Below are 18,791 nucleotides of genomic sequence, written 5' to 3'. Positions count from 1 at the left end.
CGCGACATCCGCACAGCCCGCGCAGCAGTCGGCGGACCGGGCCGAAGCACTCCCGGTGAGGAACCTTTTTCCACCTGCGACGTGCCGAAAGACAAATGATCACGTAATGTGTTGTAGATCACGATGTGCGGTCCATCACACGTTTGATCTTGTCCAGCGACAGGTCGTCGACGGCGTGGTCGGCCCGGAGGTAGGAGGTTTCGATGACACGCAGCGAGATCGAAGAACTGCGCTACGCGGTCGGACAGCTCCGGCATTGCGTCGGCACGTTGCGCTCTCACTACGGAGACGCCAACTCGATCCGCCGGCTGGAGAACGATCTCGACCGGCTCGCCATCGATGCCGACGAGTTCGAGCACACACCCCCTCCCGAGGTCGGCGCCAAGCGGCAGCAGGAGGTCATCTACGTGCCGGACAGCAAGTCCGACGAAGCAGCGTGGATGGGCGCACAGGACGAGGGCCTGGGTTTTCACTCACGCCCACGCACCAAGTAAGTAACCCCGTATTCACCGGCAAAACAGCGCCGCCCCGATCGGCTCCCAGCCGTCCCGGTGGCGCTGCCGTTGTGCGGTCCTCAGCGCGGTGATTCGCGAAGAAGGTCCGAAGTAGCTCGTCATTCACCCCGTATGCCGCCGCAGGAACGGCACCGAAATGTGGCGCAAATCATAGGTCGCCGCTGCAGACGATCTTGGCGGGACACCCCTCGAGTCATAGCCCCCTTGTCGTATGGTGCTCAGCATCACATTCGACGCCGGAGGAACGATGACGTACCACGGGGTAGACCAGCGAGGCAGCTTGCAGTGAGCGCAGCACCGACACGCGCCCCCGAGCAGGGCACGGGAGTTTTCAGCAAAGGCCGCGCGGCAATTTCGACGCGCACGCTTCGAACCGACACCTGGTGGGTCCCACCACTTGTCACGGTGATCGGGCTGGCCGCATTCATCATCTACGCAACCATCAGGGCCTTTGTGCGCACCGCATATTGGGTCGACGACTATCACTATCTGACGCCGTTCTACTCACCGTGCGTGAGTACCTCGTGTGTCGAAGGTTCGAGCCACTTCGGGCACTGGGTCGGCGATCTGCCGATGTGGATTCCGCTCGGTTTCCTGGTGTTGCCGTTCCTCCTGCTGTTCCGATTGACCTGCTACTACTACCGCAAGGCCTACTATCGCGCGTTCTGGCTCTCGCCGCCCGCATGTGCGGTCGCCGAACCGCATGCGAAATACACCGGCGAGACCAAACTTCCGTTGATCATCCAGAACGTGCACCGCTACTTCTTCTACATCGCGGTCATCGTTTCGCTGGTCAACACCTATGACGCGATCGTCGCCTTCCACGGTGCCGACGGCGGGTTCGGATTCGGTCTGGGCAACATCGTGCTGGTCGTGAACGTCCTACTGCTCTGGGCGTATACGGTGTCCTGCCATTCCTGCCGGCACATCACCGGCGGCCGGCTCAAGCACTTCTCCGCACATCCGGTCCGCTACTGGATGTGGACGCAGGTATCGAAGCTGAACACCCGGCACATGCAGCTGGCGTGGACCACACTCGCCACCCTCGCGATCACCGATTTCTACATCATGCTGGTCGCCAGCGGCACCATCTCCGATCCGCGATTCATCGGCTGACACGCAGGCCCTCACCCAATTTCTCAGTCTCTCGGGAGTATTCGTTTCATGGTGGAAGTCGAACGGCACAAGTACGACGTCGTCGTGATCGGTGCCGGTGGCGCCGGGCTGCGTGCGGTGATCGAGGCCCGCGAACACGGTTTGTCGGTGGCGGTGGTGTGCAAATCGCTGTTCGGCAAGGCACATACCGTCATGGCCGAGGGCGGATGCGCCGCGTCGATGGGAAACGCCAATGAAAAGGACAGCTGGCAGACCCATTTCCGCGACACCATGCGGGGCGGCAAATTCCTCAACAACTGGCGCATGGCCGAACTGCATGCGCAGGAAGCTCCCGATCGCGTTTGGGAGCTGGAAACCTATGGTGCGCTGTTCGACCGGACTCCGGACGGACGGATCAGCCAGCGCAACTTCGGTGGACATACCTATCCGCGCCTGGCACATGTGGGTGACCGCACCGGGCTGGAGCTGATCCGCACGATGCAGCAGAAGATCGTCTCGCTGCAGCAGGAGGATTACGCCGAATCCGGTGACTACGAAGCCCGGATCAAGGTGTTCGCGGAATGCACGATCACCGATCTGCTGAAGGACGGCAACGCCATCGCCGGTGCTTTCGGGTACTGGCGCGAATCCGGGCGGTTCGTGCTGTTCGAGTCGCCGGCGGTCGTCCTCGCCACCGGTGGTGTGGGCAAGTCCTACAAGGTGACCTCGAATTCGTGGGAGTACACCGGCGACGGGCATGCGCTGGCGCTGCGCGCGGGCGCATCACTGATCAACATGGAATTTCTGCAGTTCCATCCGACAGGGATGGTCTGGCCGCCCAGTGTGAAGGGCATTCTCGTCACCGAGGGCGTGCGTGGTGACGGCGGGGTGCTCAAGAACACCGAGGGCAAGCGCTTCATGTTCGACTACATCCCCGCGGTGTTCAAGGGCCAGTACGCCGAGACAGAGGATGAGGCCGATCAGTGGTTGCGGGACAACGATTCCGCCCGCCGCACCCCGGACCTGCTACCGCGCGACGAAGTGGCTCGGGCCATCAACGAGGAGGTCAAGGCCGGCCGCGGTACCGAACACGGTGGCGTCTACCTCGATATCGCCTCCCGGCTGCCGAAGGCGGAGATCCTGCGCCGGTTGCCGTCGATGCATCACCAGTTCAAGGAACTGGCGGATGTGGATATCACCGCCGAACCGATGGAGGTGGGCCCGACCTGCCACTACGTCATGGGTGGGATCGAGGTCGATCCCGACACCGGCGCAGCCACGGTGCCCGGACTGTTCGCCGCCGGCGAATGCTCCGGCGGCATGCACGGATCCAACCGCCTGGGTGGTAACTCCCTGTCGGATCTGCTGGTCTTCGGCCGGCGAGCCGGATTGGGCGCGGCAACCTACGTGGAGCAGCTGCCACAGCGCCCGGCGGTATCGGATGCCGATATCTCGACAGCGTCGAAAACCGCGCTGGCCCCGTTCGATCCACCGGCCGAGGGGACCGGTGAGAATCCGTACACACTGCACACCGATCTGCAGCAGACCATGAACGACCTGGTCGGGATCATTCGTAAAGAACACGAGCTCGAACAGGCTCTGGTCCGGCTGCGGGAACTGCGGGAACGCTACGACAGCGTCGTCGTCGAGGGGCATCGGCAGTTCAATCCGGGCTGGCATCTGGCCATCGATATGCGCAACATGCTCCTCGTCAGCGAATGTGTGGCCCAGGCCGCGCTGCAACGCACCGAGAGCCGCGGCGGTCACACCCGCGACGATCATCCGAAGATGGATGCGGAGTGGCGGAACCGACTGCTGGTATGCCGCACCGCCCCCGACGGCACCGACAGGTCGGTCCCCCCGGTGGTGGTCACCTCGGAGGATCAGAAGCCGATGCGTGAGGATCTGCTCGCCCTGTTCGAGGTGGGCGAGCTGGAGAAGTATTACACCCCGGCGGAAATCGCCGCTCATCCCGCGGCCGCCGAATCATCCGCGAAAGGGGATGAGTAGCAATGGGTTATGATGCCCACTTCCGCGTCTGGCGCGGTGACGACCACTCGGGCGAACTGCAGGATTTCACGGTCGAGGTGAACGAGGGCGAAGTGGTCCTCGACATCATCCATCGTCTGCAAGCCACGCAGGCACCGGATCTCGCGGTGCGCTGGAACTGCAAGGCGGGCAAATGCGGCTCGTGCTCGGCAGAGGTCAACGGGCGTCCGCGCCTGATGTGTATGACCCGGATGTCGACCTTCACCACCGATGAAGTGGTGACGGTCACACCGATGCGCACCTTCCCGGTCATCCGCGACCTGGTCACCGATGTGTCGTTCAACTACCAGAAGGCCCGGGAGATACCGTCTTTCACCCCACCCGCGGACCTCAAACCGGGCGAATACCGCATGCAGCAGCGCGATGTGGAGCGTTCCCAGGAGTTCCGCAAGTGCATCGAGTGCTTCCTGTGCCAGGACGTCTGTCACGTGGTGCGCGACCACGAGGACAACAAGAACGCATTCGCCGGACCGCGGTTCCTGATGCGAGTGGCCGAACTGGAGATGCATCCCCTCGATGCGGCCGATCGACGCGACATGGCGCAGGACGAGTTCGGGCTCGGCTACTGCAATATCACAAAATGCTGCACCGAGGTCTGCCCGGAAAATATCAAGATCACCGATAATGCGCTCATTCCGATGAAGGAACGAGTAGCGGATCGGAAATACGACCCCGTTGTTTGGCTGGGTAATAAATTGTTCCGCCGCTGAAAAGTAGGGAATGAAGAGAAACAAATCCGTAGCCGGTCGGTTCGCCGACCGGCTACAGCATTGTCACGACACCGAGGGCGACAACTGCAACCAGTACTCCTACCAGCACAGATGATAGTAGGGCTCCGGTCAGTATGTACACCCCGGCTGCCGATACCGCGAACAGCAAACCTACGATGAGCCGCTCGACCCAGTCGCCCGGAAGCAGTTTGCGGTATCGAGGAGAGGTACTTCTCACGCCGCGATCCACATCGTTCTGATTACCCGCCCGTACTGTCGGTAAACATATGTTCGTTGCGAAACGGGTGCGGTTTCGTGATCTGCCACAAAAGCAGCCCGAAAAACACGGCGCGAGACGCCGAGTCGCATCCCGCTCCGGAGACCCGGCACGCCGTACACCGAGACACGCCGGGGCGTGTCGGCACGCACCGGCAGAACACCCTTCCCACAAGGTGTTTCGACGCTGTGGATTCGCCGATTTTCGATCAGATCGGTGAATCTGCCCCACGCAGCACCGATCTGATGGATGCTGAGAGTGTGCTCGCAGCGGGGCCCCGACGACGGCTCGCCGGGCACTGTCGGGTATCGCATGCAGGAACGAGGAGTCATGGCTGTTCATGTCATCGGGTCGTCGTTGGTAACCAGCGACCTTTCGTCCACACCGACCGGCCGCACCACGGCCGGTCACCACCGCCCACCGGTACCACCACGGGCACCGGCGCGGCACCGGGCGGAGGTGGCGGTATGCAACTGACGAATCTGCACACACCCGTCGCCGGCCTGCTGCGGTGCGGCTCCGATCCGGGTGTAATGACCGCCGAACAGGCCCACGCCGCAATGCAACTGCACCTGGACTGCACCGTCGACACCTGCGTGGTGCGGCGCCGTGCCCGGGCGGTGCTGGTCGAACAGGGCCGCTGCGTACTCGACGATCGGGCCATCCCGTGACCGCCCTACCGGCGGGCCCCCGGCACGCCGCACACCACCGGACCCGCAGCGGCTCCACTTATCTACCGGCCGGGCGGCCGCGTCCGGCAAGCCGTGGCGCACATCGGGCACAGCCCCTCCGCACCCCCGGCCCGACGCGATACGACCAGGCCATCCTGGCGGTTGCCGGATGGCTGCTGGCAGCCCGTATCGCGCTGGTCGGAAAGCACGTGATCGAAGAGATATAGCGGTAGCTGCGCCGGACGCTCGGGGATGACGTCCGGCGCAACGACCGTGAATCACCATCCGCCCTGCCCAGACAGGTTGCGGGTCGCGCTGAGCCACCTATCCTTCTTCGTTGATGGGCGGGTACACAGCGTGAAGGTTCCTGCACGAACGTGAGAGGAACCGAATGGCCCGCAGAAATCGCGCGGAGTCCGACGGCTGGTCCGACTATCCCGACGAGGATCTCGACGACCGCTGGGATACCACCACTCAGAACGGCCGCTGGCCGGTGGCCGACACCGACGAGGACCGCCGGGACAACGGCGCGAGCCGTCGCCGCACCGGCAGGCTGCGGGTCGAGGTTCCGCCCATCGTGAATCCGTACGCCATCGTGGCGCTGGTCGCGGCTCTCCTCGGCCTCTTCCCGGTCGCGGTCGTCTTCGGTCTGATCTCCTTCACCCATCCACGCGGTCGGATGATGGGCATGTCGGCCCTGCTGCTGGGCCTGGTCGAGGCGGTGGTCGCCACGGCGGTGGTGCTGGTTCTCGGTTTCGGCTCGTCGACCGGTCCCTTCGAGGATCTCCCCGGGGCCCTCCGCCAGACCAGCGCGACCGTCACCCAGACCACCACGGCCACGAGTACCGACGCGGGCGGCACCGACGTATCGACCACAGCCTCCGCACCTTCCACGACCGCCACCAGCACGGACGCCGAACCAATCGCTGCGGCAGCAGGGGAGTCGTGCACCAGGTCGGACGCCGCGCTGATCGGCGCAGCCGCTGACGGAAGCCTGCTGCTGTGTTTGCGCACCGCCGGCGGATACCAGTGGTCCGGGCCCTATTCGGTGTCCACGGCCGTATTCACCGAGGGCGCCACCTGCGATCCGGCGCTGGACAAGACCGCGCGCACTCCGGACGGGCGTGCGTTGGTCTGCGAGAAGCACGCCTGGACGACTTGGACCGAATAGCCGGTACGGTGGCGTGCTGTGAACCGACGTGCGGTTCGTCGTGTCGCGACGAGTTGGGTGCTGCTGACGCCGAGTCTGATCGGGATCGGGATCTTCCTGGTCCTGCCCGTTGCGCTGGTCGCCTGGCTGAGTCTGCACAGTTGGAATCTGGTGGGGCCCACGGAGTTCGTGGGGCTGCGGAACTGGCGATCGGTACTGACCGACGGTGATTTCGGCCATGCCCTGCTGGTGACCGGGGCCTTGACCCTGCTGGTGGTGCCCGTGCAGACGATCCTGGGATTCCTGGTGGCCGCACTGCTGGTGCGCCGGCGCGCGGCGGACGGATTCCGGGTGCTGTTCGCGCTACCCTGGATGTGCGCGCCGGTGGTAGTCGGTGTGATCTGGCGCTGGCTGTTCGCACCGGCCGACGGAGCGTTGAATGCGTTGCTCGGCACCCGCATCGAATGGCTGACCGAGCCCGCGCTGGTCCTCCCCTCCGTAGCGGCGGTGAGTATCTGGGCGAATTTCGGCTATGTCGCGCTGTTCTTCGTCGCGGGCCTGCGCGCGATTCCGCCGGAGATCCACGAGGCGGGGGCGCTGGACGGTGCGACCGGCTGGCGGCGCATTCGCTGGCTCACCGTGCCGCTGCTGCGCCCGACCCTGTTCTTCGTACTGGTCACCGGGACGATCACCGCCTTTCAGACCTTCGACACCGTGTACGCGCTGACCGGAGGCGGTCCCGGCGACCGCACGAATGTGGTGGCGATGCAGATCTTTTCCGAGGCGTTCGATGCCGCCCGGCCCGGGCGCGCAGCCGTCATGGCGCTGGTGGTCTGCGTGATCATGCTGGTGATCACCGTGCTCCAGCACCGCCTGTTCCGTAACAGAGCAGGCCATGAGTTCTGATAAGCGCCGCGCTCGTCCGGGCACTGCTGTGCGGTCCGGCCTCGCGTATGCGTTGCTGCTCGCGGGTGCGCTGTGCACCATCGCACCGTTGCTGCTGGGCGCGCTCACCGCAGTGCGGACACCGGAACAGTTCGCGACCGAATCTCCGCTGACCTGGCCGAATCCGCTGACCTGGGACAACTTCCACGCCGTGTTCGAACACGGCATCGGTCGCGCGATCGCGGTGACGGCACTGATGACCGTCTGCATCACCGCCGGTCAGTTGATCACCTCGATTCTGGCCGCCTACGCCTTCGGTTGCACCGAGTTCCGCGGCCGGGATCTGCTGTTCTGGATCTATCTCGCGACCATGATGGTGCCGCCGATCGTGACGTTGATACCGCTGTATCTGATGTTCGCCCGGCTCGGGCTGCTCAATACCTTCTGGGCGCTGGTGCTGCCGTTCGTGTTCGGTTCGCCGTATGCGATCTTCCTGCTGCGCCAGTATTTTCGGCAGATCCCGGCGGAACTGATCGGTGCCGCCAGGCTGGACGGAGCTACTACGCTCGATGTGATCGTGCACGTGGTGGTTCCGATGAGCCGGCCGATTCTGGCGACTCTCACGGTCATCACCGTGGTCACCCAGTGGAACAGTTTCATGTGGCCACTGGTCGCCGGATCCGGCCGCTGGCAGGTACTCACGGTGGCCACCGCCGACCTGCAGACCCGGTACAACGAGCAGTGGACCCTGGTGCTGGCCGCTACGACGCTGGCCGTGATACCGCTGGTGGTGCTGTTCGTGGTGTTCCAGCGTCAGGTACTGCGCTCGATCACCTGGACGGGATTGAAATGAGGCGGGTGAAGGCCTCGACTCTGAGCGTCGTCGCGGTACTCCTCGGCGCGGTCCTGCTGATCACCGCGGCGCTCTGGTTGGGCCGGACCTCCGATGCCGACGATGCCGCCGGACGCACGGTGGTCCGGTTGCGCATCTGGGATTCGGATTTCGTGCCCGCCTATCGTGCTTCGCTGGATGCGTTCGAGCACGCGAATCCGGACGTGCAGGTGCGGATCACGGTGGTGCCGTGGGCTTCCTATCAGCAGAAACTGCGTCTGGATGTGGCCGGTGGCACCGTCGACGATCTGTTCTGGGCGAATATGTACTCCGACTATGCCGATGCCGGGCGGCTCACCGACATCGGTGCGCTGCTCGGCCCGGACGCGGTGCGGCAGTGGGATCCAGGCGCGGTGCAGCAGTACACCCGCAACGGCACGCTCTGGGCCGTACCGCAATTCGTCGACGGTGGTACCGCGATTTTCTACAACCGCGAACTCCTCGATGCCGCCGGAATCGAGCCGTCGGAACTGAACCGACTGCGGTGGGATCCGCACGGACCCGACACCTTCCGCTCGCTGCTGCGGCGGCTGGCCAGGGTGGCGCCGTGGGCCTACAACGCCGCCAACGATTTCCAGTCCATCGAGCTGCCGTACCTGGGCTCGGCGGGTGGGCATTTCCAGGACGGCGACCGGTTCGTGTTCGACAGCCCGCAGGGTGTGGACGCTTTCGGTTATCTGACCCGGCTGATCGATGAGCACCTCGCCCCACCTGCGGCCGATACCCGTAGTGGCAGCGACTTCACGAAGAATGCCTTCCTGCAGGGCAAGCTGGCGTTGTTCCAGTCCGGGAGTTTCACCCTGGCCCAGATCGCGGAGCAGGCGCCCTTCCACTGGGGAATCGCCATGCTGCCCGCGGGACCGGCGGGACGGGTCAGCACCGACAATGCGATCGGGATCGCGGCCAACGCTCGCACCGCACATCCCGAAGCGGTGCGCCGGGTGCTGTCCTGGCTGGGCGGTCCCGCCGGTAATCGCTATCTCGCCGAGGGTGGGCGCACCATTCCTGCAGTGGTCTCCGACCAGCAGGTGTACCGGGACCATTGGGCGGGCGAGGGTGTCGATGTCTCGCCGTTCTTCGACGTACTGCGGGAGGGTCGAATCGAATCCGGCGGTGGGCCCGGGTTCGCAGCCGCACTGGAGGCCATCGACGCGATATTCGACGAAATGTTCCTGGGCCGTATCCCGGTTCCCGAAGCGCTCGCCCGCGCACAGCGCGCCGCTGAGGAGGCCGCGCAGAGCTGAATGCGCGAAGGCTGCGCATCCTGCCCGGTACCGAGTGCCGGTACCGACTGCCGGGCCTGCACGGCCGAGATCGTCGCGAGCTCAGATCCGGCTGTGGTCGACCAGCGGGGTACGGGGGCCGAAGGCCGGTTTGCGGGCCTGACCGGAGACCTCCAGCAGCCGGATCGCACGGTACCGGTGCGGGCGGAGCGGCTCCAGGTATTCGACCATCGCCGCGTCGTCGAGCGGACGATCCAGTAACGACCAGCCGACGATCGCGGCCAGGTGATAGTCGCCGACCGACAGCGCGTCCGCATCCCCGAAGGCGCGCTGCCCGATCTCCGCGGCGCTCCACACTCCCAGGCCCGGCACCGCGCACAATCGCCGGACCGCCTCGGCCGGAGCCATCGCCGCGGCCGCTTCCAGTTTGTCCGCCATCCGGGCGGCGGTGACGATGGTTCGCGAACGACGCGGGTCCACATTGGCCCGGTGATACACCCAGGAGGGGATATAACGCCAGGTCTGCGCCGCCGGCGGCACCCGCATCGGTTCCGGGACCGGACCGGGCGCCGGATCACCGTAGCGCCAGACCAGCTTCCGCCACGACGCACGCGCGGTCACGGTATGGACCCGTTGCTCGATCACCGCCGGCACCAGCGACTCGAAAACCAGCCCGGTACGAAGCATGCGCAGACCCGGATGGCGGCGGTGGGCCTCGGCGAGGCGCGGATGTTCGGGCCGGAAGTCGCTGACGTCCTCGTCCACGCACAGCATCCGGGGTAACTGTTCGACGAATTCCGCCGCACCCGGCCCCCAGGCCCGAGCGTCGATCGCGGTGGGGCCGGCCTGGACGAGACGGGAGGTCACCGGGCCGGAGGCCATGCGGGAGGCGCGCCAGTGGGCACCGTCCCTCGTCACGCGGTAGGTCGGGTCTCCCGAGCCGCGGCGCAGCGGGGCCAAGGTGCGCGCCAGGTCGATGGGCCGTGACGCGGTGAGCGTGTGCCGCACCTCGGCTACGCCGCCGGCTCCGTCGTCACTGTGTCCTGCCACGGCATCATTGTGGCGTTTCGCCCCGACATCGCTGTGCGCGGCATCCCTGTGCTGCAGTGCGCGGCATCCGGAACGGTCTACGCACGGAGCCCGGAATGCACTGCGGGGCCTCCCAGCGCTGAGCAGGGAGATTTCGCTCGACGTTCTATGGTGTGTGTCACTCGAATCCGAGAGCATGTAACGATATGATTACGTGCACCGATTCGCCTGCAGAACAACTTTTTCGGCAATTGTTCGGCAATGCCCCGACGGAGGTATCCATGATTACCAACTTTCTGAATTTGCTGCTCGACGCCTGGGGTGGAGTATCCGCAGGCAGTTCGGGTTACCACATCCCTGCAGGCACCCTGCCGTTCGGCAGCTGATCACGCCGCACGCCGGGCCCGCCGCCCTCGACGACGGGCCCGGCGTGGGTAGTCCACCCGGCACCCACGCGGTCGCCGGGCGGACTTGCTACGGCCGTTCGCCGGACAGGTACTGAGCCAGATGCCGTCCGGAGCGCCCGGCGAGTTGCTCCGCCTGGGTACGACAGGAGAATCCGTCCGCCAGCAGAGTCGTGCCGGACCTCGCGGCACGCAGGGCAGGAAGTATTCCACCCTCCGCCACCGCGACCGATATGTCGTAATGTCCTGCTTGCATTCCGAAGTTCCCAGCAAGTCCGCAGCATCCGCTGATTTCGGTGATTTCCGCGCCGGTTCGCTGCAGCACCCGTAGATCGGCATCGAAGCCCGATACGGCGTGCTGGTGGCAATGCGGCTGCACCAGCACCCTGTCACCGGACCGATCGGGCGGATGCCACTCGGGCCGACCGTCCAGGAATTCGGCCAGAGTCCGCACGGCCGCAGCGGTCGGCGCCGAGCGCGGATCATCCGGTAGCAACTCCGGCAGATCCGATCGCAGGGCCGCCGTACACGACGGTTCCAGCCCGATCACCGGGCCTCCCGCCCGGATATGCTCGTCCAGCGCACCGAGCGTGTGGCGTAGGCGTCGTCGGGCACCGTCGAGCTGGCCGGTGCTGATCCAGGTCAGGCCGCAACAGACCCGCCGCGCCGGAATCCGGACCCGGTAGCCCGCTGATTCGACCAGTTCGACGGCCGCCCATCCGATGTCGGGTGCGAAGGCATCGGTAAAACTGTCGATCCACAGCATCGCCACCGGACGCGCATCGCGCACCTGCTCCCGGCGCGCCCACTGGTCGCGAAACGATTGCGGGGCCAACCGCGGCGCGGGCCGGCGTGGATCCATACCGGCCGCCCGCATGCCCAGCTCGCGCAGCCACCGAGCTCCGGTGAGCGCATTGACCGCCCGGGGCATACGTGTTCCGAGTGCCAGCCAGCGCGGGAGTTGTCCGAGCACGTAGTGGTCGATCGGACGGAGCCGATGCCGATAGGCCCGGTACAGGGTCTCGGATTTGTAGGTCGCCATATCGACCCCGGCGGGGCAGTCCGAGGCGCAGGCCCGGCACGACAGGCACAGATCCAACGATTCCGCGACAGCATCGGCACGCCAGTCGAGCGTCCCGCGCACCACTTCCTGCAGCACCCGGGCCCGGCCGCGGGTGCTGTCCTTCTCGTCCGCGGTCGCCAGATAGGACGGGCACATGAACCCGCCGCTGCTGCGAGTATCGGCCCGGCATTTGCCGACCCCGACGCACCGATGCACGGCGGTGCCGATATCCCCGCCGTCGGCGCCCAGCGCGAACCCACCGGCCGCCGGCACCGGAGCCAGGCCGGCGAGCCGCAGGTCGGCGTCTACCGGTCGCGGACGGACCAGGATGCCCGGATTCATGATCTCGTCCGGATCGAAAAGTCCTTTGAACTCTTCGAATACGCGTAAGGCGGCGGGGGAGTACATGCGCGACAACAGTTCCGAGCGGGCCCGCCCGTCGCCGTGCTCGCCGGAGGCGGACCCGCCGTAGCGCACCACCAGATCGGTGGCGTCGTAGAGGAAGTCGCGAAAACGCTGTGGGGCACGGGCGATCGGCAGGTCCAGCCGGACATGGATACAGCCGTCCCCGATATGCCCGTACAGCAGACCGTCGACTCGATGATCACGCATCAGAGCTTCGAAATCGCGCAGGTAGTCGCCCAGCCGTTCCGGCGGGACCGCCGCGTCCTCCCACCCCGGCCACGCCGGTTCGCCGCTCGGGGTGCGGCCGGCGAGTCCGGCACCGTCCGCCCGGATCCGCCACAGCCGGGCTGCCGTCGCGGCCTCGGTGACCAGCAGGGTGTCGAGGGCACCGCAGGCGCTCACCACCGAATTCGCGCTCTCGCGTGCGGCTTCGGTGGTCTCTCCCGCGAATTCTACGAACAGCCAGGCACCGCCGGCCGGCAGGTCGGGGACCGGACGTCCGTGGGCGCGCACCACGTCCACCAGCCGGGCATCCAGGCCCTCCACCGCGGTCGGGTGCCCGGCCAGCACCGCGCGCACATCGTCGGCCGCGGTGGGCATATCCGGATAGCCGAGCACCGCCAGCACCGTGACCGGCGGGATCGGCACCAACTCGACCGTCGCATCCAGCACCAGCCCGCAGCTGCCCTCGGAGCCGACGAATGCCTTCGCAATCGAGCCGCCACGCTCGGGCGTCAGATAGTGCAGGCCGTAGCCGGAGGCCTGACGATCGAAGCGGCCCAGTTCGGTGCGCAGCGCCGCGAGGTTGTCGGTGGTGAACTCCGGCAGGCCGGGTACCGCCGACAGATCGGTGCCCAGGGTGCGCTCCGCGCCGGTCCCGTCGAGTATGCGCAGTTCGCGGACGGTATCGGAGGTGCGACCCCAGGAGACGGCGTGCGGGCCACAGGCATTGTTGCCGATCATCCCGCCCAGGGTGCAGCGATTCTGGGTCGACGGGTCCGGGCCCAATCGCAGGCCGTGCGGGGCCGCGGCGGCCTGGAGCTGGGACAGGACGACACCCGGCTGCACTCGGGCGCAACGCTCGCCCGGATCCATCGCCAGCACCCGGTTCAGGTGCCGGCTGAAGTCGAGCACGATTCCCGGCCCGATCGCATTGCCGGCCACCGAGGTTCCGCCGCCGCGCGCGGTCACCGAGAGCCCTTCGTCGCGGGCGGTGCGCAAGACCTGCGCCACATCGGTATCCGCGCGCGGGTACACCACGGCAGCGGGACGCACCCGGTAGTTCGACGCGTCCGAGGAGTACTCCACACGTCGTCGCGGACCGGCCTCGACATCGCCATCGATCCGGTCGCGCAGGTCCCGCATCCAGGAGTCGGTCATATCGCCAGCGTAGAACTCGACCGCACGACCTCCGGCGGCCGGATTTCGCCCGGAGCGAACCGGAACGACTTGCCCTAAACCTTTGTTGAGGTCTTAATGTCGGTGGCCCGGAGTTCAATGGACCCGGCAGCGGAAGGAGATGCCGATGAGCATCGAATCGGTCGCGTGGAGCCAGCTGTACCGGCAGGCGAACGCACCCCAGCAACGGCGCACCCTGCGCCGCGAGACAGCCGCGCGCATTCTCCGATTCGCCCGGCCGCACCGTGGGCCGCTCATCGGATTCCTGGTCTTCAGCATCGCATCCGCGCTGCTCACAGTGGCCAATCCGGTGCTGGCCGGGCGCGTGGTCAACGATATCGTCGGCCACGCGGCCCCCCGCTCGGTTATCACCCTGGCCGTGATCATCGGGCTGGTCGCCGTACTGGATGCGGCACTGGGCATCGTGATCCGGTGGCTGTCCGCCCGGATCGGCGAGGGTTTGATCCTCGATCTGCGCACGGCGGTCTTCGACCATGTGCAGAAGATGCCGGTGGCCTTCTTCACCCGCACCCGCACCGGAGCCCTGGTCAGCCGGCTCAACAACGATGTCATCGGCGCGCAGCGTGCCTTCAGCACCACCCTGTCCGGTGTGGTGACCAATATCGTGACACTGCTGCTCACCGTGGTGGTGATGCTGCAGCTCTCCTGGCAGATCACCCTGCTCTCATTGATTCTGTTGCCGCTGTTCATGTTCCCCGCCCGCAAGATGGGCACCCGGATCGCGGCCATCCAGCGGGAGGCGGCCCAGCTCAACGCATCGATGAGCACCCAGATGACCGAACGTTTCTCCGCGCCCGGCGCCACTCTGGTGAAACTGTTCGGGCGCCCCGACCAGGAGTCCTCGGAATTCTCGGTACGGGCCGGGCGAGTGCGCGATATCGGGGTGCGCACCGCCATGTTGCAGACTGTCTTCGTCACCGCGCTGACGCTGGTCTCGGCGCTGGCTGTGGCCCTGGTCTACGGCCTGGGCGGCTGGTACGCGCTGCGCGGCCAACTCGACGCCGGCGCGGTGGTCGCACTGTCACTGCTGCTCACCAGGCTCTACACCCCGCTGACGGCCTTGGCCAGCGCGCGGGTGGACATCATGTCGGCACTGGTCAGTTTCGAGCGGGTCTTCGAAATCCTGGACCTGAAGCCACTGATCCAGGATGCGCCGCACGCGGTCGCGGTGCCGCCGGGGCCGGTGTCGGTGGAGTTCGACGGGGTGCATTTCGGCTACCCCTCCGCCGACAAGGTGTCACTCGCCTCGCTCGAGGATGTGTCGACCCTGGACCATCGCGGCGGGACCGAGGTGTTGCACGATATTTCGCTGCACGCCGAGCCCGGTCAGGTGATCGCGCTGGTCGGTTCGTCGGGTGCGGGGAAATCCACCATTGCGCAATTGGTTTCGCGGCTCTACGACGTGGACGGTGGGTCGGTCCGGCTGGCCGGTGTGGATGTGCGTGAACTGAGCACCCGGTCCATTCAGGACACGGTCGGCCTGGTCACACAGGACGGACATCTGTTCCACGACAGCATCCGATCCAATCTGCTGCTGGCACGCCCGGAGGCGAGTGAAGCGGAACTGTGGGACGCGCTGGAGCGGGCGCGGCTGCGCCCGGTCATCGACTCACTGCCCGACGGCCTGGACACGATCGTCGGTGAGCGCGGCTACCGGCTCTCCGGCGGGGAACGCCAGCGGCTGACCATCGCGCGGCTGCTGCTCAAACAACCCCGGGTCGTCATCCTCGACGAGGCCACCGCCTCCCTGGACTCCACGTCCGAGGCGGCCGTGCAGGAGGCGTTGACCGAGGCGCTGGAGGGACGCACCGCGCTGGTCATCGCACACCGGTTGTCCACGGTGCGTAATGCCGACACCATCCTGGTCATCGAGGACGGACGGATCGTCGAACGCGGCAGCCACGCACAGTTGCTCACCGAACAGGGCCGCTACGCCGAGCTGTATCGCACCCAGTTCGCCGATGATTCGGAAGTTGTCGCGGCATAAGCGGTTCCGGGTGCGGCTGCCATCGCGGCCGCACCCGGCCGGTGTCATCGGCAGGCCGGAACCGCGTCAGGCGTATCGGTAGTGCGGACGACGGCGGCCGGGACCCCGGGGGCGCCCGCCGGAAGCTTGTCGGGTGCCACGATTCTGCTCGCCGCAACCAACAGCAGTGCGACCAGCCCCAGCCCCGCTCCGATCCACGCGATCGAGGGGTAGCCCGCACCGGCGCCGATCGCCAGACCACCCAGCCACGGGCCGACCGTGATACCGACATTGAACGACATCACATTGCCTGCCGCGCCGAAGGTTCCGGCCGCCGGTGCGAGCGTGAACACTCGGCTGTTGAGTACCGGATTGGTGCCGAAACCGAAGGCGCCCACCAGGAATACCGCCACCACGACGATCAGGTACTGCGCGGTGAGCGCGAGCAGGACCGAGCTGATCACCAAACCGGTGATCCCGATGCCGAGACTGCTCAGCGGATGAGCGTCGGCGGTCCGGCCCCCGACGAGCAGCCCGACCAGCGATCCGACCCCGTACACCCCCAGCACCACCGGCACCCAGCTCTCGCTCAGCCCGGTGGTCTCGGTGAGCAACGCACCGAGATAGCCGAAGGTCACCAGTAGGGCGGACGTGGCGACCATCGTCGTGCCGTACAACAGCAGCACCGGCCGAGTCGCCAGGGCGCGCAATTCTTTCCGGACCGCCGGTGCCTGCTCGGGGCGCCCGTTCGGCACCACGAGGACTACGGCGAACATCACCACGGCGGAGATCAGCGCGACCGCCCAGAACGCAGCCCGCCAGCCCAGATGCTGACCGATGAAGGTGCCGGCCGGCAGCCCGATAATCGTGGCGAGGGTGAGTCCACCCGCGAGGATGCTCATCGCTCGCCCGCGCACGGTGCTCGGCACCATACCCACCACGGTCACCGCGGCGACCGACCAGAAACCGGCATAGGCGAACGCCCCGACCACCCGCATGGCGAACAGCACGCCGTAGTCGGAGGTGAGCGCCGAAACGATATGGGTGACGACGAAGACCGCGAGGAAGGCCGTCAGTGCGGCGCGACGCGATCGGTGCGCGGTGGCCACGGCGAGGATCGGTGCGCCGATCAGCATGCCGACCGCGAAGGCGGAGATGAGCAGACCGGCCTGGGGGATGGAGACACCCAGGTCCCCGGCCATCTCGGTGAGCAGGCCGGCCAACATCATCTCCGAGGTGCCCTGCGCGAATATCGCCAGGCCCAATATGTATACCGCCGAGGGCATATCGTTTCCCTTCAATTTTGTATCATTCAGTCCAAAACAAGAACATGAACGTGTCGATGAAGCACTGTCGGAAAGAATCGGGGCGTACTCGTGGTGCCACGGTCAGCGACCGGGCACCGAGACCTTGCTCACAGCGAGCGCAGGGCGACGCCGGCGATACCGGCGAGCTCCTCCCGGTCCGCGCCGCCACGCGCAGCCACCCGCATGCCACTGATCGTGGCGATGACGAATCGAGCCTGATCGGCCGGATCGACCCCGTCGTCGATCTCACCGGCGGATTGCCCGGCACGCAGCACGGCCACCAGGGCGGACGTCCGGCGATCCCGATCCAGTCGCAGCATCGTGGCAACCTCGTCATCCCGCGGCCCCATGTCGACGGTGGAGTTCACCACCAGACACCCCAGGGGCTCCCCCTCCGGCGCGTCCACCGTCCGCCACAGCAGCTTCTCGATCTTTTCGCGCGCCGACCCCGGGCCGTCGAGGAGTTCGAACGTATCCGCGTTCTTGGAATCCATATATCGGCGCAGCGCCCGGGTGAACAGGTCGTGTTTGCTACGGAAGGTGTTGTAGATACTGGAACGCCCCAAACCCGTTGCGGTACACAGATCCTGGGTGGACGTGCCGTCGTAACCCGCGGACCAGAAGGTCCGCATCGCGGCATCCACGGCACCGGCTTCGTCGAACTTCCTGGGGCGCGCCATGGTGGTGAGGCTACCACTTTTTTGGATCGATCAGTTCAAAACACTGCTCAGAAGCCACCGTCGACCGCGAGGACCGTGCGACCGGTGTGGTGACCTTCGCGGATAGCGCGCAAGACCGACTCGGCCTCGGAAACCGACGCGACATTTTCCAGCGTCGAGAGGTGGCGGGGCTTCAGCTCCTTGCCGAGCCGGGCCCACAGCTCGCGACGCCGCTCGATCGGATGATTCACCGAATCGATGCCCAGCAGGCCGACGCCGCGCAGGATGAACGGCAGCACAGTGGTGGGCAATGCGGTACCGCCGGTCAGGCCGCTGACCGCAACCGCACCGCCGTAGCGGACGGTGCTGAGGATGTGGGCGAGAGATTCGCCGCCCACACTGTCGACCGCGGCGGCCCAGCGTGCCTTGCCCAGCGGGCGCGGCTTGGCATCCGGATCCTCCGGCAAGCGGCCGATCACGGCGGCGGCACCGAGGGTGGACAGCAGCTCCCCGGCATCGGTCTTACCGGTCGAGGCGGTGACCTCGAAGCCCAGGCCGGACAGGATATCCACCGCGACACTGCCTACCCCGCCGGTAGCGCCGGTAACCAGCACCGGACCGTCACCGGTGGCCAGGCCGCGATCCAGCAGCGCCTGCACACTGAGGGCCGCGGTGAAACCGGCGGTGCCCAGAGCTGCCGCCTCGCGAGTGCTGAGCCCCTCGAGCTTGACCACCCATTCGGCAGGCACCCGCGCGTACTCGGCGAAACCGCCGTTGTGCGCGACCCCGATCTCGTAACCGTGCGCGACGACCTCGTCGCCGACCGCGAAGGCGGGGTCCTCCGAGGCGACCACCGCACCGGTCAGATCGATTCCCGGAATGATCGGATAGTCACGCACCACACCGCCGCGCGGAGTGATGGCGAGCCCGTCCTTGAAGTTCGCGCTCGAGTAGTGCACCTTGATCGTGACCGTGCCGGGGCCGAGGAAATCCTCCCCCACCTGCTCGTGGGCCAGAACTATGCCGCCGTCGTCGGACTGATGCGCAACCATCGCCTGGAACTCCATATGCC

General features: G+C 66.4%; 15 protein-coding genes. 10 read left to right on the top strand and 5 right to left on the bottom strand.

The window, feature by feature from the left end; genetic code table 11:
* Positions 1–203 precede the first annotated feature (203 nt).
* From NV2_RS23220 to NV2_RS23175, 9 genes are all read left to right on the top strand, one after another.
* Complete coding sequence (locus tag NV2_RS23220; protein WP_067878300.1) at positions 204–494, top strand: Rv0250c family protein; 291 nt, start codon at positions 204–206, stop codon at positions 492–494.
* Positions 495–800: 306 nt separating this feature from the next.
* Entirely contained in the window at positions 801–1,631 is an 831-nt protein-coding gene (gene sdhC / locus NV2_RS23215; RefSeq protein WP_067878297.1) for a succinate dehydrogenase subunit SdhC, read from the top strand.
* Positions 1,632–1,679: 48 nt separating this feature from the next.
* A complete protein-coding gene (locus tag NV2_RS23210; RefSeq protein WP_067878294.1) occupies positions 1,680–3,620 on the top strand; it encodes a fumarate reductase/succinate dehydrogenase flavoprotein subunit in 1,941 nt (646 codons plus the stop codon).
* 2 nt (positions 3,621–3,622) lie between these two features.
* The gene (locus tag NV2_RS23205) at positions 3,623–4,369 is read left to right on the top strand and encodes a succinate dehydrogenase/fumarate reductase iron-sulfur subunit (RefSeq protein ID WP_067878290.1); all 747 of its coding nucleotides are present in this window, start codon (positions 3,623–3,625) and stop codon (positions 4,367–4,369) included.
* Positions 4,370–5,113: 744 nt separating this feature from the next.
* Positions 5,114–5,317 (top strand): hypothetical protein, encoded by a 204-nt coding sequence (locus NV2_RS23200; RefSeq protein WP_067878287.1) that lies wholly within the window; start codon positions 5,114–5,116, stop codon positions 5,315–5,317.
* Positions 5,318–5,708: 391 nt separating this feature from the next.
* Positions 5,709–6,488 carry a hypothetical protein gene (locus tag NV2_RS23190; protein WP_067878281.1) on the top strand — a complete coding sequence of 260 codons (780 nt, stop codon included), beginning with the start codon at positions 5,709–5,711 and terminating at the stop codon, positions 6,486–6,488.
* An 18-nt stretch (positions 6,489–6,506) separates the two neighbouring features.
* The gene (locus tag NV2_RS23185) at positions 6,507–7,373 is read left to right on the top strand and encodes a carbohydrate ABC transporter permease (RefSeq protein ID WP_067878278.1); all 867 of its coding nucleotides are present in this window, start codon (positions 6,507–6,509) and stop codon (positions 7,371–7,373) included.
* The gene (locus NV2_RS23180) at positions 7,363–8,205 is read left to right on the top strand and encodes a carbohydrate ABC transporter permease (protein WP_067878275.1); all 843 of its coding nucleotides are present in this window, start codon (positions 7,363–7,365) and stop codon (positions 8,203–8,205) included. Before NV2_RS23185 ends, NV2_RS23180 begins: the two co-directional genes overlap by 11 nt.
* Positions 8,202–9,488: an ABC transporter substrate-binding protein gene (locus tag NV2_RS23175; protein ID WP_067878273.1), complete on the top strand. Its 1,287-nt coding sequence runs from the start codon at positions 8,202–8,204 to the stop codon at positions 9,486–9,488. Before NV2_RS23180 ends, NV2_RS23175 begins: the two co-directional genes overlap by 4 nt.
* Positions 9,489–9,569: 81 nt before the next feature.
* Here NV2_RS23175 and NV2_RS23170 read toward each other — a convergent pair whose 3' ends face one another.
* Positions 9,570–10,517, bottom strand: a complete 948-nt coding sequence (locus NV2_RS23170) for a DNA-3-methyladenine glycosylase family protein (protein WP_245662745.1) — start codon at positions 10,515–10,517, stop codon at positions 9,570–9,572.
* 453 nt (positions 10,518–10,970) lie between these two features.
* Positions 10,971–13,748, bottom strand: a complete 2,778-nt coding sequence (locus NV2_RS23165) for an FAD-binding and (Fe-S)-binding domain-containing protein (protein WP_067878270.1) — start codon at positions 13,746–13,748, stop codon at positions 10,971–10,973.
* Between the two features lie 145 nt (positions 13,749–13,893).
* Between NV2_RS23165 and NV2_RS23160 the strand changes: the two genes are divergently transcribed.
* The gene (locus NV2_RS23160) at positions 13,894–15,774 is read left to right on the top strand and encodes an ABC transporter ATP-binding protein (protein WP_067878410.1); all 1,881 of its coding nucleotides are present in this window, start codon (positions 13,894–13,896) and stop codon (positions 15,772–15,774) included.
* A gap of 44 nt (positions 15,775–15,818) precedes the next feature.
* Here the strand turns inward: NV2_RS23160 and NV2_RS23155 are convergent, their stop codons facing one another.
* The 3 genes from NV2_RS23155 to NV2_RS23145 form a co-directional block, all read right to left on the bottom strand.
* Entirely contained in the window at positions 15,819–17,039 is a 1,221-nt protein-coding gene (locus NV2_RS23155) for a Cmx/CmrA family chloramphenicol efflux MFS transporter (protein ID WP_067878267.1), read from the bottom strand.
* Positions 17,040–17,167: 128 nt separating this feature from the next.
* Positions 17,168–17,740, bottom strand: coding sequence for a TetR/AcrR family transcriptional regulator (locus NV2_RS23150; RefSeq protein ID WP_067878264.1), 573 nt, complete (start codon positions 17,738–17,740; stop codon positions 17,168–17,170).
* 47 nt (positions 17,741–17,787) lie between these two features.
* Positions 17,788–18,786 (bottom strand): oxidoreductase, encoded by a 999-nt coding sequence (locus NV2_RS23145; protein WP_067878262.1) that lies wholly within the window; start codon positions 18,784–18,786, stop codon positions 17,788–17,790.
* Between the last annotated feature and the right edge of the window lie 5 nt (positions 18,787–18,791).

The organism is Nocardia vermiculata NBRC 100427 (assembly GCF_001613265.1).
Classification (GTDB): domain Bacteria; phylum Actinomycetota; class Actinomycetes; order Mycobacteriales; family Mycobacteriaceae; genus Nocardia; species Nocardia vermiculata.
Note: the sequence above shows the minus strand (reverse complement) of the source record. Positions and strands in the feature narration are given on the sequence as shown.

Coding starts and splice junctions, on each gene's coding strand:
- NV2_RS23220 (WP_067878300.1), top strand. CDS start 204: ATGACACGCAGCGAGATCGAAGAACTGCGCTACGCGGTCGGACAGCTC.
- NV2_RS23210 (WP_067878294.1), top strand. CDS start 1,680: ATGGTGGAAGTCGAACGGCACAAGTACGACGTCGTCGTGATCGGTGCC.
- NV2_RS23205 (WP_067878290.1), top strand. CDS start 3,623: ATGGGTTATGATGCCCACTTCCGCGTCTGGCGCGGTGACGACCACTCG.
- NV2_RS23200 (WP_067878287.1), top strand. CDS start 5,114: ATGCAACTGACGAATCTGCACACACCCGTCGCCGGCCTGCTGCGGTGC.
- NV2_RS23190 (WP_067878281.1), top strand. CDS start 5,709: ATGGCCCGCAGAAATCGCGCGGAGTCCGACGGCTGGTCCGACTATCCC.
- NV2_RS23180 (WP_067878275.1), top strand. CDS start 7,363: ATGAGTTCTGATAAGCGCCGCGCTCGTCCGGGCACTGCTGTGCGGTCC.
- NV2_RS23175 (WP_067878273.1), top strand. CDS start 8,202: ATGAGGCGGGTGAAGGCCTCGACTCTGAGCGTCGTCGCGGTACTCCTC.
- NV2_RS23165 (WP_067878270.1), bottom strand. CDS start 13,748: ATGACCGACTCCTGGATGCGGGACCTGCGCGACCGGATCGATGGCGAT.
- NV2_RS23160 (WP_067878410.1), top strand. CDS start 13,894: ATGAGCATCGAATCGGTCGCGTGGAGCCAGCTGTACCGGCAGGCGAAC.
- NV2_RS23155 (WP_067878267.1), bottom strand. CDS start 17,039: ATGCCCTCGGCGGTATACATATTGGGCCTGGCGATATTCGCGCAGGGC.
- NV2_RS23150 (WP_067878264.1), bottom strand. CDS start 17,740: ATGGCGCGCCCCAGGAAGTTCGACGAAGCCGGTGCCGTGGATGCCGCG.
- NV2_RS23145 (WP_067878262.1), bottom strand. CDS start 18,786: ATGGAGTTCCAGGCGATGGTTGCGCATCAGTCCGACGACGGCGGCATA.